The 15,590-nt window shown below is 39.6% G+C and carries 13 protein-coding genes and 1 pseudogene; 9 read left to right on the forward strand and 5 right to left on the reverse strand.

The annotated features are described in order from the left end of the window. Positions 1-214 precede the first annotated feature (214 nt). From H5232_RS10170 to H5232_RS10190, 5 genes are all read left to right on the forward strand, one after another. Complete coding sequence (locus H5232_RS10170; RefSeq protein ID WP_145240804.1) at positions 215-439, forward strand: DUF4177 domain-containing protein; 225 nt, start codon at positions 215-217, stop codon at positions 437-439. 4 nt (positions 440-443) lie between these two features. Next, positions 444-656 carry a membrane protein insertion efficiency factor YidD gene (gene yidD / locus H5232_RS10175; protein WP_220491300.1) on the forward strand — a complete coding sequence of 71 codons (213 nt, stop codon included), beginning with the start codon at positions 444-446 and terminating at the stop codon, positions 654-656. 14 nt (positions 657-670) lie between these two features. Next, complete coding sequence (locus H5232_RS10180; RefSeq protein ID WP_182718001.1) at positions 671-1,039, forward strand: TM2 domain-containing protein; 369 nt, start codon at positions 671-673, stop codon at positions 1,037-1,039. A 53-nt stretch (positions 1,040-1,092) separates the two neighbouring features. Beyond that, complete coding sequence (locus H5232_RS10185; RefSeq protein ID WP_182718000.1) at positions 1,093-3,246, forward strand: exonuclease domain-containing protein; 2,154 nt, start codon at positions 1,093-1,095, stop codon at positions 3,244-3,246. Positions 3,247-3,362: 116 nt separating this feature from the next. Beyond that, positions 3,363-4,142, forward strand: a complete 780-nt coding sequence (locus tag H5232_RS10190; RefSeq protein WP_182717999.1) for a DUF2189 domain-containing protein — start codon at positions 3,363-3,365, stop codon at positions 4,140-4,142. Between the two features lie 71 nt (positions 4,143-4,213). Here the strand turns inward: H5232_RS10190 and H5232_RS10195 are convergent, their stop codons facing one another. The 4 genes from H5232_RS10195 to H5232_RS10210 form a co-directional block, all read right to left on the reverse strand. Then, on the reverse strand, positions 4,214-4,750 hold the full coding sequence (locus H5232_RS10195; RefSeq protein WP_182717998.1) for a cytochrome b: 537 nt from the start codon (positions 4,748-4,750) through the stop codon (positions 4,214-4,216). Further along, complete coding sequence (locus H5232_RS10200; protein WP_259400125.1) at positions 4,750-5,826, reverse strand: catalase family peroxidase; 1,077 nt, start codon at positions 5,824-5,826, stop codon at positions 4,750-4,752. Before H5232_RS10200 ends, H5232_RS10195 begins: the two co-directional genes overlap by 1 nt. A 342-nt stretch (positions 5,827-6,168) precedes the next feature. Continuing rightward, positions 6,169-8,187 carry a TonB-dependent siderophore receptor gene (locus tag H5232_RS10205; RefSeq protein WP_182830836.1) on the reverse strand — a complete coding sequence of 673 codons (2,019 nt, stop codon included), beginning with the start codon at positions 8,185-8,187 and terminating at the stop codon, positions 6,169-6,171. Positions 8,188-8,308: 121 nt separating this feature from the next. Then, positions 8,309-9,283 carry a hypothetical protein gene (locus tag H5232_RS10210; protein WP_182830837.1) on the reverse strand — a complete coding sequence of 325 codons (975 nt, stop codon included), beginning with the start codon at positions 9,281-9,283 and terminating at the stop codon, positions 8,309-8,311. Between the two features lie 232 nt (positions 9,284-9,515). On the opposite strand from H5232_RS10210, the pseudogene gss reads away from it, so the two are divergent. Together gss and H5232_RS10220 are read left to right on the forward strand one after the other, a co-directional pair. Next, positions 9,516-11,405, forward strand: a pseudogene (gene gss / locus H5232_RS10215) (bifunctional glutathionylspermidine amidase/synthase). A 329-nt stretch (positions 11,406-11,734) separates the two neighbouring features. Continuing rightward, complete coding sequence (locus H5232_RS10220; RefSeq protein ID WP_149981763.1) at positions 11,735-11,947, forward strand: hypothetical protein; 213 nt, start codon at positions 11,735-11,737, stop codon at positions 11,945-11,947. 86 nt (positions 11,948-12,033) lie between these two features. Here the strand turns inward: H5232_RS10220 and H5232_RS10225 are convergent, their stop codons facing one another. Next, positions 12,034-12,483 carry an Lrp/AsnC family transcriptional regulator gene (locus H5232_RS10225; RefSeq protein ID WP_149981764.1) on the reverse strand — a complete coding sequence of 150 codons (450 nt, stop codon included), beginning with the start codon at positions 12,481-12,483 and terminating at the stop codon, positions 12,034-12,036. Between the two features lie 100 nt (positions 12,484-12,583). On the opposite strand from H5232_RS10225, the gene H5232_RS10230 reads away from it, so the two are divergent. Next, a complete protein-coding gene (locus tag H5232_RS10230; protein ID WP_182760979.1) occupies positions 12,584-13,177 on the forward strand; it encodes a LysE family translocator in 594 nt (197 codons plus the stop codon). Positions 13,178-13,398: 221 nt separating this feature from the next. Next, on the forward strand, positions 13,399-15,387 hold the full coding sequence (locus H5232_RS10235; RefSeq protein WP_182717993.1) for an oleate hydratase: 1,989 nt from the start codon (positions 13,399-13,401) through the stop codon (positions 15,385-15,387). Positions 15,388-15,590: the final 203 nt, after the last annotated feature.

Here is a 15,590-nt window from a genome sequence, read left to right on the forward strand (position 1 = left end):
AAATGAAGAGAGCTAAGTGACCCTAAGTAACTGTACTAGCGTTGATAAATCGGCTTAGAAAAAAGTTGCGAAAAAAATTGAAAAACAGCTGTTTTTTAAGTAAATGATACAAAAATCAGCTATATTAGGTTGAAAATCATATCTGGTTAGTCTCAGGTGTCACTTTTAAAATCACAGAATTATCTATCAAAAAAAACAAACTATAGGAAACTCGATGTCTAATTTTAATGAATATAAAGTATTGCATGTTGTTGAAGGTGGCTGTGGCACATTGCTGCTAGGTTCGAGCGGGTTACCACTTAAAAGGCTAGAAGCAACACTTAATGATGAAGCACAAAATGGCTGGCAACTGGTATTTCAGGTTATCGAAAGCAAACGTTTTTTGCTATTTTGGTCACGCGAAGCTGTGATCTTAACGTTAGGCAGAAACCGTGCTTAAAGCAATGACGCTTAGTGCAATTCGCCGCTATCAAAAAAATGGCGGCGCTAAGGCACATTTTAATATTAGTTGTAATTTCAGTCCTTCCTGCTCAGAGTTTACTCATCAAGCAATTACTAAATATGGGCTAGTGAAAGGTCTGTTTATTGGCGTAAAAAGAATACGGCGTTGCAATAACCCCGACTGTGTAACCGTAAAATCCGATCCACTTCCTTAAGGCTTATTAATGCCATGACATCAGAACAACTAAATGCTCAAGAAGAGCAGCTTCGTTCAGAAGTAAATGCATTGTCCCCTGAACAGCGTAAACTATTTTACCAGCAAGAAAAGCGTCTCGTTAAAGACCCTGATACTTATGCGGTACTGAATTGGTTTTTTGCCGCAGGTTTACACCACTTTTACTTAGGTAGATTTCAACGTGGTGCGGTGAATTTAACGCTGATGCTAATTGGCATACTCACTATTTATAGCTTTGGCGTATTTTTAATCATCGTCGTTTTGTTAATTGAATTACCACAGCTTTTTAAGAGTCAACGCATCGTCCATCAATATAACAATCAAGTTATGGCTGATATTCTAAAACAACTAACCGACTCTTGATTACTTAAAGCAAATGCTAGATACTGTTTTTTTATACAGTTACGGTGTGTGTTATGAAAAAAGAATTACCCGAAAAATATTATTTAGCCCACTTTAAAGAGCTAATAACATTTATCGACACTCAATGCAGACACTTATTAGAGCAAAAACACGTCGATTTCATTAATAAAGCAAACCGACTTACTGAGCAAGGCCAGTGCATGCTGGCACGCATTTATTCTCGTAAACCTTTACTCGTAGCAATCACCACACTTAATTATAATGAAATAGACAGCCCTGCACTGGCACTCGAAGAGCTAAAAACAGCACAGCTCATTAGTCATCCAAATTACACTGACTATCAACACGTACTCGCACATCTAACTAAACCCGCATTGCTAGCACTACTTGCGCCTTTCGATATCCAACCTAGTATTAAAAAAAGCGTTACTAAAGCGCAATTAGTAGCACAGACTTGCGATTTTTTTGCTACTAAGCCGGAACATTTAACCTGCCTTTATAACCAGTTTGTTATTAATAACCGCTTTGCTGTGTATGAATACTTTGAATTTCTATACATAGGCCGCTTAAGCACTGGTGATATTAACCATCAAAATAGCTTTGTACTGCGTGATTTGGGCCTAAGAACCACACGAGAAAACCATACAGTAAGTTTAGCTCGCTTTGATACACGTGAAGAGGCGCAATCTAACTACGCGCTAAATCGTTATCGCATGGCATTTAAAAGCGCGCAAAGTGATGACGAATATCAAGCTTTAGCTATTGAGCTTATTAATCAACCGGCCGAAGGTACATTAGCAGTCAACCTTAAAAACAAGCTCCTTTTACGACTTCACCAACAACTAAAAAAATATAATATTGAGCTGTGTTTTACACTTTTAAATGCCTGTGAAAATAGCGCTGAAGCAACTGAATTACAAATACGCGAGCAATACCGCCAAGGTAATAAAGAGTGGGTAAAAATCCAGCTTGAAACCATCATCGAAGATCCGCTCACTGATGATTTACTGTATTTTGCTGATGACTTTTTAATGCGTAAATTTAACAAGCAAACTCGCTCTCGCTTAAGTGCAATGCTCGCCGATACGCAATGTGTTATTGAAATTGACGAAGTTTATCGAAACGATGTAGAGCAAGGTGTTACAGAACACTACACTCAACAAGGGTTAACCGTTTTTTATACCGAAAATACGCTTTGGCAGAGCCTTTTTGGTTTAGTTTTTTGGCGCGAGCTTTATATAGATACTCCCACTCCACCTTGCAATGAGTTTGATATGTTTCCACAATCATTGAGAACCGACTGCTTTTATCATACCCAACACCAACAAATTGAAGCACTACTAGCAAACTGGCAAACACCGGATGATTTACTAAAACACGTTTGTAAAAGTGCCGCCCGTTATTTTGAGCAAGCTAATGGGCTGTTTCGCTGGCATAGCGAGCTATTACGACCATTAGAAGTGCTGATTTTAAATAGCTCATTAGCAGCGCTAAAAAGTCACTTAAAGAATATGACCATGCGCTTTATGCAGCTTAAAGATGGCTACCCTGATTTGATGGTGCTAAATGCTAATAAACTCCATTTTGAAGAAGTAAAAGCCCCAGGTGATAAATTAAGACGAAATCAGCTAACAACGATTGATTGCCTAAAAAGTACTGGATTCAATGTACACATTGCGGCCGTAAAATGGGTTAATGATCCCAATCGTATTTACAGCGTGGTCGACATTGAAACCACTGGTAGTTTAAAAGGCGGCAATCGGATCACCGAAATTGGCATAGTCAAAATGCAACACGGCAAAGTAATTGATACTTGGTCAACACTTATCAACCCGCAAATGCGCATTCCTAAGTTTATAGTGTCTTTAACAGGTATTAATGACGCAATGGTAGCAACTGCACCACGCTTTACTGAAATAGCTGAGACTTTACTTAATAAACTAAAAGGCACTATTTTTGTGGCTCACAATGTAAACTTTGATTACGGCTTTATTCGTAAAGAATGTGAAATGGCAGGTATCCACTTTAAAATGCCCAAATTATGTACTGTGGTTGAATCTCGCAAAGCGTTTGCTGGTTTAAAATCATACTCTTTAGGTAACCTCAGTGCGCATTTTGACTTAAACCTAATAAGCCATCACCGAGCACTCGCTGATGCCAGCGCAACCGCAGAATTACTTTTACTCATTCAACAAAGTCAAAATTGATATCCCATTAAATAGGATACTCCCCCACTTATGAGGCATAAAAAGCTTAATTGAAAATTTGTAAATAGCGGCCAAATGTTCTAAACCTTAAGAGTAGCCTTTAGAGGAAGTTCCTTATGCCGTCAACAAACACAATAGATAAACACTCCGAATTTGCGCGCTGTTTAGAGTGCAATAAGGTCAGCACTTTTGCAGCATTTCATTGGCTGGCACTGGCCTTTAAAGATATGGCCAGCGCCCCTATTTTAAGCTTGATTTATGGGATTGTTTTCACTCTGATCCCGCTGGCAATTGTCTATTTCGCGGTGTTCACTGACAGCTACTTAGTTGTTTTACCAGCCAGTGTCGCATTTGCTCTGATCGGCCCAGTATTTGCGGTCGGTCTCTATGATGTTGCTTGGGAGCTAGAAAAAGGCCACACACCAACACTTAGCCATTCTCTAAAATCAATGTTCAGAAATCCGGTCGGTGAATGGGGATTTGCAATTTTACTGATGGTAATAATGATTATATGGATGCGACTGGCAGCGATAGTTCATGCACTTTACCCCAGTCATGCTAATCCTACATTTGAAGAACTCTCCGCTTTTTTAACTTTAGGTACCATTATCGGCGGAATTTTGCTGGTTACTGTATTTGCTATTTCAGCATTTACTCCACAAATTATGATGGAAAGACGGGTCGATATAATGACCGCGGTTATGTCTTCAATGAATGCCGTTAAAACCAACTTTTCAGCGATGATTGTTTGGTCTGCATGTATTTTTATACTCGTAGCCCTTGGTTTTGTCACTGGTGCTACTGGTTTTATAGTGATTATGCCACTACTTAGCTATGCCAGCTGGCACGGCTATATTGCCGTAATTAAAACCAAAAAAGCCCGCAGCTATGAATAAACTAAAATGCATAAAGGCCAGTAAAACTGGCCTTTTTCTTGGAATGAATACCTAAGTGAGCTTTATTACAGCTACTTTTTGCCTGTCAGCATTGCGCTCATAACGCCATCACGTTTGATTAAACCATGATAAAGCGCGGCACTGATGTGCATAAAAATCATTGCTAAAAACAACCAAGCTACAATGCCATGCATTTCTCGGAAAAATGCAAAGTATTTAATATCAGCGTCAAGCAAATTAGGTAACTGAAATAACCCAAAAAACTGCACCACACGCCCGTCCGCATTTTGCATTAACCAGCCAGATAGCGGCATCAGTATCATCGCGCAATAAAGCCCAAAGTGAGTGATATGAGCTGCAAACCGCTGCAACCTAGGTAACTCAGTGGGTAAAGTAGGCGTGCAACTGCGCACTTTATTTATTAATCTCAGCACAACTAAAATGAGCGCTAAAATACCAGTAGATTTATGTAAGGTAACAGCCTCAACCTGCCAAACGGCCAAGCTTTGTACCATTGATAACCCTAAAAATAGCATCGATATTAACATCAGCGCCATCACCCAGTGTAATAACCGACTGCCTGCTGAGTAACCCTTATTTGCTGACATTATTCACCTCCGTTTGTTGCGCTAACTTTAGCACCTAACAATGTTTCTTTTGCACGACGACGATAGGACTGCGCATACGCGGCACCACGCGCACGTAAAATCGGATCGGCTGTCGCACTCATACCCTGCGGTAACACCAACGGATCAAAGTTTGCGTCGCCACAGGCTGCGTTTTCTTGGTTGTGCCAAGAAACGATTGATAATGTGCCAGCATTTATCGTCTGTCTATCTGAGGGCCACGGTATGGTTGGATTATTTTCATCATCATTAGACGCCGCTAAGGTAAAAATTAAATCAAATTTAACAGCGTTTTGATCTAAACGTGATGCCAACTCTTGTTGAAGTGCGTTGGCCGATGACGTATCGAGCAGCGCAGCATTATTTGTCGCTTTGTGCGGACGCGCAACCCAACGCACAGCTTGTTTATCACCTAGCTCATTATGTAAATAAAACGCATTGATACTATGATAACGTTCAGCGGCAAAACTATTGGCAGGCACATAGTCAGCTTTCCAATCATTAAATGCTTTACTTTCTGGATGTGCTTTAAAGAACGCTGTTATTTTTTCTGGGTCTCGTTGTTTTGTTATAGGATCCGGTGATAATGCCTGCAATTGCTGAAAAAATGCCTCAGGTGTAGCAACTGCCATTACAGGAGGCGTATTCATAGCAACACGCCATTCATCGACTGTGCCACTGTTTACTGCAAATGCTAGACTGCGCACCGGTGCTTTTAAATCTGGCGCGGTTGGATTATTACCTGCAATTGAGAAACGCCCATAAAATGGCGTACTGCCCTTTTTAAACACCTCTGCGACCGAGTAAGAAGATAGTGCCCCTGTTGATTCAAAATTACCCGTTATACACATACCCTTAGCATGCGCACGACGAAAACCGGCATGTGGTGTGTCACCTTGCTGCAAATCAACAAATTTTTGTGCTGTTACTGCATCACGATTAAATGCGCCTGCAAAATAAAGTGTCGCCGTTGCAAAAACAGCCATCGACCCTAGTAATAAGCTACCTCGATAAAGTATCGCTGGCATACCCAACCTACTGCGTTTAACTTTAGTCATCCTACTCACGACCTCTTGAAATGATTATTATTAGTGCCCACATGCAAAGACCGACGAAAGAGGAAAACTATTTCAACAAATTAAAAAACTTCGCTCTAAAGTTAACTATTACCTCTGTTAGGATTTATTTTTAGACCTAAAGTTGTGCATATTTAGGAGAGATATTGCAATATTCTATATTGGATGAAGTCAATATTTATATCTATTCGCAGGACAAGTGTTGCCCAGGACCATACAAGCAAGTTAGCCTTCAACATGGCTATCAGCAAACATTGAATTTAAAAAGCACCTTGATAACCCGCTTTGCATTAACTGTTTTAAATAACCTAGCAGGTCATCCTATTAAAATGACAATGCCACACTCATTTCATAACTTTGTGGCTCTTTCCTTACGTCATAGTAGCTATCTGGCGCATAGGTAGGGTTATAATGCTGTTTATCAAACATATTTTTTACACCAATAGTCCATTGCCACGCACTTTGCTTACTAGGGCGATAACTCAAGTGAGCATCCAAAGTCCAGTAGCTACCTTTATTATCTCGTTGTGCAATTTCTGGCACTTTTACACTGGTATGATAGCTTAGGCTTTGGTTACGCCGACTAAGGTAATTAATTCCCGCATAAAATGAAAATTGCTCATCCTCCATAAACAGCAGCCAATTTAATGTATCTTTTGCCAATGACGCTTGCTCTGAATTAACTCGGGTATAATTAAATGAAGTACTAATGCGGTTAAAGTGAGACCAATCTGCATAATATTGATTATTCCACTCAACTTCATATCCAGGAACGTGTAATTGCTCACTGCTATTTTCGTAAGGCTTACCATTTACAGACTGAATAAACTCACTCAAGTAACTGCTAAACCCGCGCAGAGTAATATTATTATTAGCTGAAAAATGATAAACCCACTCACCTTCAAATGTCTCTATTTGTTCAGGATTTAGATTTGGATTTCCTGATATATTATTGTCACTGCGCACTTCATATTGCTGTAAAAAAGTAGGCGCTCGAAAAGCCGTTCCCCATATCAATTTACCAGACCACTGTTCATTACCTTGATAAGTCACAGCAATCCGCGGAGAAGTTTCTGAGCTGAACTCAGGGTAGTCATCAACCCGCACACCAACCGTCAATCCTAAGCGTTGCTCAAAAAATAGTGATTCTTGTTGAAAGTAAATAGCTCGGTTATGGCTTGATGGTGTTAAGTCACCATCTCGAATCACCCTTGATTCATACTCATTAACTTCTACCGCGTTTTGTTTTTTTATCGTCTCATGATATTCACCAACTTGACGTTGTTGAAAGGTCAGCCCCAAAATAGCATGGTGATTTGGATTAAACGCGTAACTCCACTGACTGCGCACACCATTTGATGTGGAATCCAAGTCTGAGTCAGAATAAAAATCAATATTGCCCTGCAGATCGGTAATCGTGCGCTCAAAGTAGCGCTTCACCTTGTAGGTATACAATTGATTTTCTATCGATAATTTATCAAAGCTAAGTTTATTTTGAATGTGCGCACTGAGTGTTTGATAGCGTTGAGATTTATATTGATTTGACGAATAATGAGGATACTCTGTCGTGTAATCATCATAATTTATAGCAAATTGCCACTGTTCATTGCGTAAAGACACTCCCAGACTTTTAGCATCAACATTATTATCATGCGTTGATGCAAAACCGTTGCGGTCATATTGTTGAGGATAGCCTTTGCTATCTAAGAGTCGCCCTGACAAAACAAATGTTCCGCCCGCAAACTCTTTCCCCGTATTGATAGTAGCTGATTGACGGTCGTAACTGCCACCCCCTGCTGAGATGCGAGTTCGTTCAGGCGCTTTTGCTTTCGTAAAAATAGAAATCAAACCTGAATATGCATCACCACCATATAATGCAGATTCTGGTCCGCGGATAACTTCTATTCGCTCAATATTATTTATTTGTATCTGTTCATCAGGAGACCAGCCTCCAATTAAACCTTCCCGCTGAGGTACGCCATCGATAGTTAACATTACTTTGCTGTTTCGACCTGATGGAATGCCTCGGATCCACACCATGTCTCGGCCATTTCGCCGCGATAGTATTTGTACGCCAGGCAACATTTTCAATATATCTGATAGCGTTCGCGCGCCCATACTTGCAATTTGAGTGGCGTTAACTGAGCTAATAATATTCGGCGCTTGGCTTATCTTTTTTACGGTTTGTGAAGGGCTCACAACTTCAATGTTAAGTAAGCTCTCAAGCGGGATCTCAAATAGGTTAGTATCTTGCTCATTACTATATGAAAAACTTGGCAAAGCTGCCAAGCACATAACTAATGAATTAAGCGGCAAATAACGAGTCAAACGTTTAGGCTTCATATCATACTTAATAAAACTAATAACCATAAAAAGGCTAGCTTAATTACCACTATATTGCCACAAGACAACACCAAGTTTTTACTCTAGCTGATTAATTTTTTTGAAATTAATAGCAAAACAACTATAAGAATAAATGCGCAGGAAGGTACACTTCTTGGCGCAGCAACTCTCGTCCTTGTTTAAGTGCATTGCTATACGAAGGTTTATTATCAGCATGAATGTAGCCAAAGAAAAATTCAAAATCTTGCATATGCTGTTGATAATATAAACGCTGCATTGGGGATGCAAAGCCCTGTCCTCTAAATTGCCCAGTAATAAAAATATCACTGATTAGTAAACCGTTAAACCCTAGCTCATCGCTCGACTCAGCCATTATCATACCCAGTGGCTTACCTCTATAAAACGCCGCGCTGCACAATCCGGCTGCAATAGCTTCGCTGATATCGTCTTTTTCGCTAATTGGTACTATTGTTGCCATTTCAGGATGCTGCATTAAAAACTGAGTATAGTCACGCTCATACCAAGGCCAATCTTTATCAAGTTCAAACGGCTGCAATGCAATATCTGCACAGAGTAATTCATCAACAGTCAGTTTAGGATCTTGTGCTGCTAACAATGAATCAACAGCGCGGCTACCGGCCAAACTTAGCAGTTGTTTGGCTGGTATTGATCCTGGTGCTGGCCATATACAAATATATCTAGGCGTACACCAGCAAAATACCTTACTAATATAGCGGACCAGCTGTGCAAGTAATGGTTCTGATAACGGATGCTCACTAAACACTTCAAACATAGTCTCGTCATCATCATTACGACAAACACTGACTATAAATAAGCTACCATCATCAGCTTCTACAACTTGCGCGTATAGATCATCATCTGGCACGCTGTCACTAATTGCCCGCCTTTGACGAAGCTCGGCAAAATGCTCTGCATTACAATCTTCATTCAGCGCAAGTAAGTCTTCACACTCTTTAGCGATTGCTTTTTCAGTATCTAAACCTATAATTTTATTTAAATTATAAGTTTTTAAAACTCCCTGACCTAAGCGACGTAAACATTTTTCATCAATTTTATATAATGGATAATGACGCATAACTTCCCTTTAATGACTGTTTTTAGTTAATATGGGGACAATAAAGACGTAAATCAACTAAATGATAATTAAGTGATTAATGAGCTCTTTGTAATACGCAATAACGGTTGGTTAACGCATCTAGCAGCAACATATAAAATGCCTGAAAGATTATATTTATTATCTTGCTATCGGCCTTATTCACTCCTATAGTCTGCAAATTATCACTCCTTAATTTTGAATTACTTTGTCTATCAAATCCCGCGTTCCTGTCAGTCAGTTTGGTGAATTATTAGGTTATGCGCCTGGTAATGTTGCTGTTTATTCGTCTGATTACGATACAGCTGACGAAACAATTTATCCTAACCGTAGCGCCTATCGTAGTTACCTCGATGGTATTTACATGGGCTATAAATGGCAATGTGTTGAATTTGCGCGACGCTGGATGTATCTCAATCATGGCTATATTTTTGATGATGTTGCAATGGCTTACGATATTTTTGAGCTACGCTCAGTGCGTGACATAAACAATCAAACCAGGTTGCCTTTACAAGCATTTCGTAATGGTGCAAAACACCACCCAGTGGTAGGAAGTTTACTCATTTGGGAAGAAGGCGGTGAATTTGAAGAAACTGGCCATGTTGCGGTGGTGGTTGAAGTACATCAGGATAAAATTCGTCTTGCTGAACAAAACGTGGCCCATCAGCTATGGCCGCAAGATCAACAGTGGTGTCGCGAACTCAAAGCGAAAGTCACAAAAGAAGGTGACTACTGGATTGAGTGATCTTACAGTGACGCCACTATTTTAGGCTGGATGACACAAACTGAGCACAGCGAATTTAGTGAACCGACGCCTGAAATAAGCACTGATCTGTTTGCCATAAAAGCCCAATATGCCACTGATTATGGGCAAGCCACTAAGTCATGGCTTAACATTGCCAATGACGATGAAGCAGCCTACGTAGAGATGATGCAAGGGCATAAATTGACTTCAGTTAATGCTGATCAACATCATTATTTTACAATTTCAAAAACCGCTCAACAAACTATTGAACATGCTACCAATGAATTACATGGCTTGTTTATGCATGCAACAGACTATGTACTGCAGCATCCTGAGCTATTAAAAAAGTTTAATTTACCCGATGCGGTGCTCAATAAGATTCGCCAATCATGGGATAATCGCTTAAATCAACTGATCACCAGTCGATTTGATTTTGCATTAACTCCCGCAGTCTTGAAAGTCTATGAATACAACTGCGATTCAGCATCGTGCTATATGGAAAGTGGCAAAGTACAAGGTAAATGGGCCAAACACTTTGGTGTTAAAACGGGTATTGATGCCGGCCATGATTTATTTAAAGATTTAGTAAGGGCATGGCGAAAAAGTGAAGTAAACGGCCTTGTCCATATATTGCAAGATGATGAGCCAGAAGAACATTACCATGCATTGTTTATGAAAGAAGCCATTGAAGCCGCTGGTTTTGAGTGCAAAGTAATCATTGGTTTGACTGATTTACACTGGGACGCAGCGGGTAATATTGTTGATGCAGATGGCGAAAAACTCAGTTACGTTTGGAAAACATGGTCATGGGAAACCGCTCTTGATCAAATAAGACTAGAGTGTGAGGCAGATCAATCCCAAAGCGATGATTTTGAGCCGCACTGGCAATCTGGTAAAACCCCACGCTTGGTCGATGTATTACTTCGTAAAAATGTGATGGTTTTTGAGCCGCTATGGACATTAATACCCAGTAATAAAGCAATTTTGCCAGTACTGTGGAGTTTATTTCCAAATCATCCGTTTTTACTCAATACTGCATTTGATTTAAATGATGAGCTATTGCAAACAGGCTATGTCGTTAAACCGATTGTTGGTCGATGCGGTGCAAATATTCAACTCGTTGATGAACAACAACACGTAATAGAAAAAACAACGGGTCACTTTGCCTCTCAAGAGCAAATATACCAGCAGTTATTTGCCCTTCCTAAAGTAGCTGACTACTTTGTGCAAATATGTAGTTTTACCGCAGCAGGTAAATACGCTGGTGCTGGCGTACGCGTTGATAAAAGCATGATTATAAACGGCCACAGCGATTGTATGGCATTGCGTATCAGCGATGATAGTTACTATAGTTCTTAACTAAAGAAGAGCCATTCTAACAATAAAATGGCTCTTCTTCACATAAAAAGCTGACTATTGTCTGTGACTTCTATGTGGCTACAAGTTTATCAAAAACTTACCTTAATATGTCCTAATGTTAAATCGAAGCAACATAAATAACGCCAGCATACTTATTAAAATGAAAATCCCTTTATGTGCAAATTCCCTACACCTAAATTTTTCATAACATATGCTTTTAAAGAACCCTTTACGCAAACAATATACAGTGCTAATATCGGTACACCATTGGTTTTTAATTTAATACTCATTTAAAATCAATATATTAAATTATAAATAAGGATGATGATATGAAATTAATTAACACCACTTTATTGCTTGCAACTTTTATATTTACAGCAATAGCATCTAATGCATCTGCCGCTACTGATCCATGGTATGTATATGCAAGTAAAGTAAATGGTTATAGGATGTGTGCTCAAGCCAGCCCTGGATCTGGATGGTATAAAGCAAGCCCAAATGGTTATTCAACTAAAGGCGCATGCAACTACTATGAAAGATAATATTTAATTAATTCGCCTTAATTTTGAGCTTTGCGAGCAAGGCTCTATTAACCTCAACTATTAATAAGATAGATTATCCAACTACTTTACGCCCGCTCATCTTTTGGTGAGTCCATCACTACATGCGAAGTGATCGTTCGTACCTGTGGGATTGATCCTAAAACATCAGCATGGAATGCTTTATAAGACTTAATATCAGCGGTTTCTACTCTAAGTAAATATTCAAATGCTCCTGTGACATTATGGCACTCTTTAACTTCATCAATAAACTCAAGTGCTTGTTCAAAAGCTCGTTGTGATTTCGTAGAGTGCTCATTTAAACCCACCCCCACATACGCGACAAAACCAAGTCCAAACGCTTGATTATTAATAACTGCTCGATAGCCTTTGATCACACCTGCTTTTTCTAACTCTTGTACACGGCGCAAGCATGCTGATGGGGATAAACCAACCAAATCAGCAAGTTCAGCGTTGGCAATTCGACCACTGCGCTTTAATTCTTGCAATATCCTGTCGTTAATTCGATCTTTTTTCATATTAAGTTGCTAAAGTAAATTTTGAATAGATTAATAAGCGTAAAAATTGCGAGCCATACAGAATATAATTGCACAATCATTATCAACTGAGCAACTATAAATGAATATTGAATTGGTATCAGCATTAGCATTATTTGCACTTGTATCTTCCATCACCCCAGGTCCTAACAACCTGATGTTAATGAACTCAGGCGCTAACTTTGGTTTTAAACGTTCATTGCCACATTTACTCGGCGTAACAATTGGCTTTGTGATCATGCTCGTATTGGTTGGTTTAGGTGTCATGCAATTATTTGACTTTGTTCCATGGAGTTACCAGCTATTAAAAGTGCTTTGCATGGCTTATTTGCTTTATCTTGCTTATAAAATTGCCAGTAATAAAACTCCTATCGGTGCTAAAAATAGCGATACTAGACCTTTTTCTTTTGTACAAGCATCTTTATTTCAATGGGTTAACCCGAAAGCCTGGACTATGGCATTAAGTGCAGTGAGTGTTTATGCCCCATCCAAAGGAATTGGTGCAGTGGTACTTGTAGGTCTTATTTTCGGTATAGTTAATTTACCCTGTGTCTGCTCATGGACGTTAGTCGGACAAAAGCTACAAGTATGGCTAAAAGATCGCAAGCGCCTACGAGCATTCAATATTTTTATGGCTGTATTGTTAGTCGCCTCGGTACTTTTTAGTATGCTGTGAGTAATAAAAAAAATAAACGCCTTAACAATGGCAACTTGGTTAAGTTGCCATTGTTAACCTCAATTTCGGATAACAAATCAATTTCCAGCAGCTAACTTATAAACCCCCTCGCGAACTAAAACTTTGATCTACTGCAACATGACTATGCTTGCCTCGTGCAATTATGGAGAGACTTGCAAACAGTACTGACACTTATCTATATTCATGAAGAGGGATGGCTAATGACGAATAAAGCAATAGCGAAGTTTAATATTTCTGCAACCGCAGCAAGTAATTTCCAACATGAAGCTGACGCAACGGCTGATTTTTGGGGCAATAAACCACTTAATACCTTGCCCCCTCATGATTTTATTGCTCCTTATGCACGTCATAAAACGCTGCCTACACCCGGTATAGAAAAACGTAATGCTTGGATCATTGGTGGAGGTATTGGTGGCCTAGCAGCGGCATTTTATCTTATCCGTGATGGCCATATGAGCGCTGAAAATATTACCATTTTGGAAGAAATGGATATTGAAGGCGGTTCAATGGATGGCGCGGGTAACCCTGATGACGGCTATATTATTCGTGGTGGCCGTGAAATGAACTGGAATTACGACACCTTGTGGGATCTGTTTCAAGACGTTCCCGCTGTTGAACTGCCCGAAGGCTATTCTGTGCTTGATGAGTACCGTTTAATTAATGATAACGACGCTAATTACTCACAAGCCCGTTTAATAAATAAATGCGGTGAGATACTCGATGCAAGTGACTTTGGCCTGAATAAAGCCCAGCAATGGGAGCTGATCCGTTTAATGCTCAAGCGCAAAGAAGAGCTTGACGATCTCAGCATTGAAGACTATTTCAGCAAAGGTTTTTTACAAAGCAATTTTTGGTTTTTATTTCGTACTATGTTTGCCTTTAAAAATTGTCATAGCTTGTTAGAAACTAAACTGTATTTGCATCGCTTTCTTGATTCTATTGATGGCTTTGCCGACATGTCTGTTTTACTTTTTCCGAAATATAATCAATACGATACCTTTATTAAACCGCTTGCTAATTTATTACGAGACAAAGGCGTGAATTTTCAATTTGCAAGCCGTGTAAACGATCTGGATATAACATTTACCGGTAATAAAAAAACCGTAACGGGGATCCATGCCACTATAAAAGGTCAAGCACAGCATATTAACGTTGCTCCAGACGATTTAGTTTATGCACTAACGGGTTCAATGACAGAGCATACCGCTTATGGTGACATGCAAAATGTGCCCGAGCTGAACTGTGAAAAACACGATCCCGGCGAAAATAGCGGGTGGAATTTATGGAAAAACCTCGCGAAGAAATCAGCTGTTTTTGGTAAACCCGAAAAATTTTATGGCGATATTGATAAGTCTATGTGGGAGTCAGCCACACTGACTTGCAAGCCATCCCCACTTATAGATAAGCTAAAGACATTATCAGTAAACGATCCTTACTCTGGTCGCACGGTAACTGGCGGCATTATTACTTTTACAGACTCTAACTGGCTATTGAGTGTAACATGTAACCGCCAACCTCATTTTCCAGATCAACCCGATGATACGTTAGTACTTTGGGTCTATGGTTTATTAATGGACAAACAAGGTAATCGTATCGTTAAAACAATGCCACAATGTAGCGGTGAAGAAATAATTACGGAGCTTTGCTACCATTTGGGCATTGAACAGCAGCTTGATGAAATCATTGCCAATACCAAGATACGTACAGCGCTAATGCCTTATATCACAGCTCAATTTATGACTCGTGCAGCTGGTGACAGACCCACCTCAGTTCCTGAAGGTTGTACAAACTTAGGTTTGATTGGTCAATTTGTTGAAACCCACAACGATATTATATTCACGATGGAAGCCTCTATTCGTACAGCACGTATTGGGGTATATAAGTTACTTAATATCCCTAAACAAGTGCCCGACATTAGCCCAACCCAATATGATATTCGTAACCTAATTAAAGGAGCTAGAGCGCTCAACAGCGGCAAGCCCTTTATTGGCGAGCGGTTATTACACCGCCTGCTTGATAAAACCTACTTTGCTCATATTTTACCGCCATTACCAGAGCCAAGTAGTAAAGAACAAATCCATTTTGAAGCAGAAATGCATGAGCTACTGGGCAAAGGCAGCTCGGCGATGCATAAATTTTCAAGCTGGGTTGGTACACTCAGGGATAATTTTTCGCATAAAGATAAATAATCTGAGCTTCGGATAATAAATCTATCCTCAATGGCTATGGATGGCCAAGCTAAAAACTATTTCTATACAAAATACAAAGCCTTGATCTTGATAAAGTGCAATAAGAAAAAACCAGGCTAGAATAAATAATAATATGAGCTCTGGATAATAAATCTGTCTCCAGTAGCTATTTTAGTAAACCTTTTTAACCAAAGTTCTGGTTA

The organism is Pseudoalteromonas sp. SG41-5, assembly GCF_014164495.1.
GTDB lineage: Bacteria > Pseudomonadota > Gammaproteobacteria > Enterobacterales > Alteromonadaceae > Pseudoalteromonas > Pseudoalteromonas rhizosphaerae.

Coding starts and splice junctions, on each gene's coding strand:
- H5232_RS10170 (WP_145240804.1), top strand. CDS start 215: ATGTCTAATTTTAATGAATATAAAGTATTGCATGTTGTTGAAGGTGGC.
- yidD (WP_220491300.1), top strand. CDS start 444: ATGACGCTTAGTGCAATTCGCCGCTATCAAAAAAATGGCGGCGCTAAG.
- H5232_RS10180 (WP_182718001.1), top strand. CDS start 671: ATGACATCAGAACAACTAAATGCTCAAGAAGAGCAGCTTCGTTCAGAA.
- H5232_RS10185 (WP_182718000.1), top strand. CDS start 1,093: ATGAAAAAAGAATTACCCGAAAAATATTATTTAGCCCACTTTAAAGAG.
- H5232_RS10190 (WP_182717999.1), top strand. CDS start 3,363: ATGCCGTCAACAAACACAATAGATAAACACTCCGAATTTGCGCGCTGT.
- H5232_RS10195 (WP_182717998.1), bottom strand. CDS start 4,750: ATGTCAGCAAATAAGGGTTACTCAGCAGGCAGTCGGTTATTACACTGG.
- H5232_RS10200 (WP_259400125.1), bottom strand. CDS start 5,826: ATGACTAAAGTTAAACGCAGTAGGTTGGGTATGCCAGCGATACTTTAT.
- H5232_RS10205 (WP_182830836.1), bottom strand. CDS start 8,187: ATGAAGCCTAAACGTTTGACTCGTTATTTGCCGCTTAATTCATTAGTT.
- H5232_RS10210 (WP_182830837.1), bottom strand. CDS start 9,283: ATGCGTCATTATCCATTATATAAAATTGATGAAAAATGTTTACGTCGC.
- H5232_RS10220 (WP_149981763.1), top strand. CDS start 11,735: ATGAAATTAATTAACACCACTTTATTGCTTGCAACTTTTATATTTACA.
- H5232_RS10225 (WP_149981764.1), bottom strand. CDS start 12,483: ATGAAAAAAGATCGAATTAACGACAGGATATTGCAAGAATTAAAGCGC.
- H5232_RS10230 (WP_182760979.1), top strand. CDS start 12,584: ATGAATATTGAATTGGTATCAGCATTAGCATTATTTGCACTTGTATCT.
- H5232_RS10235 (WP_182717993.1), top strand. CDS start 13,399: ATGACGAATAAAGCAATAGCGAAGTTTAATATTTCTGCAACCGCAGCA.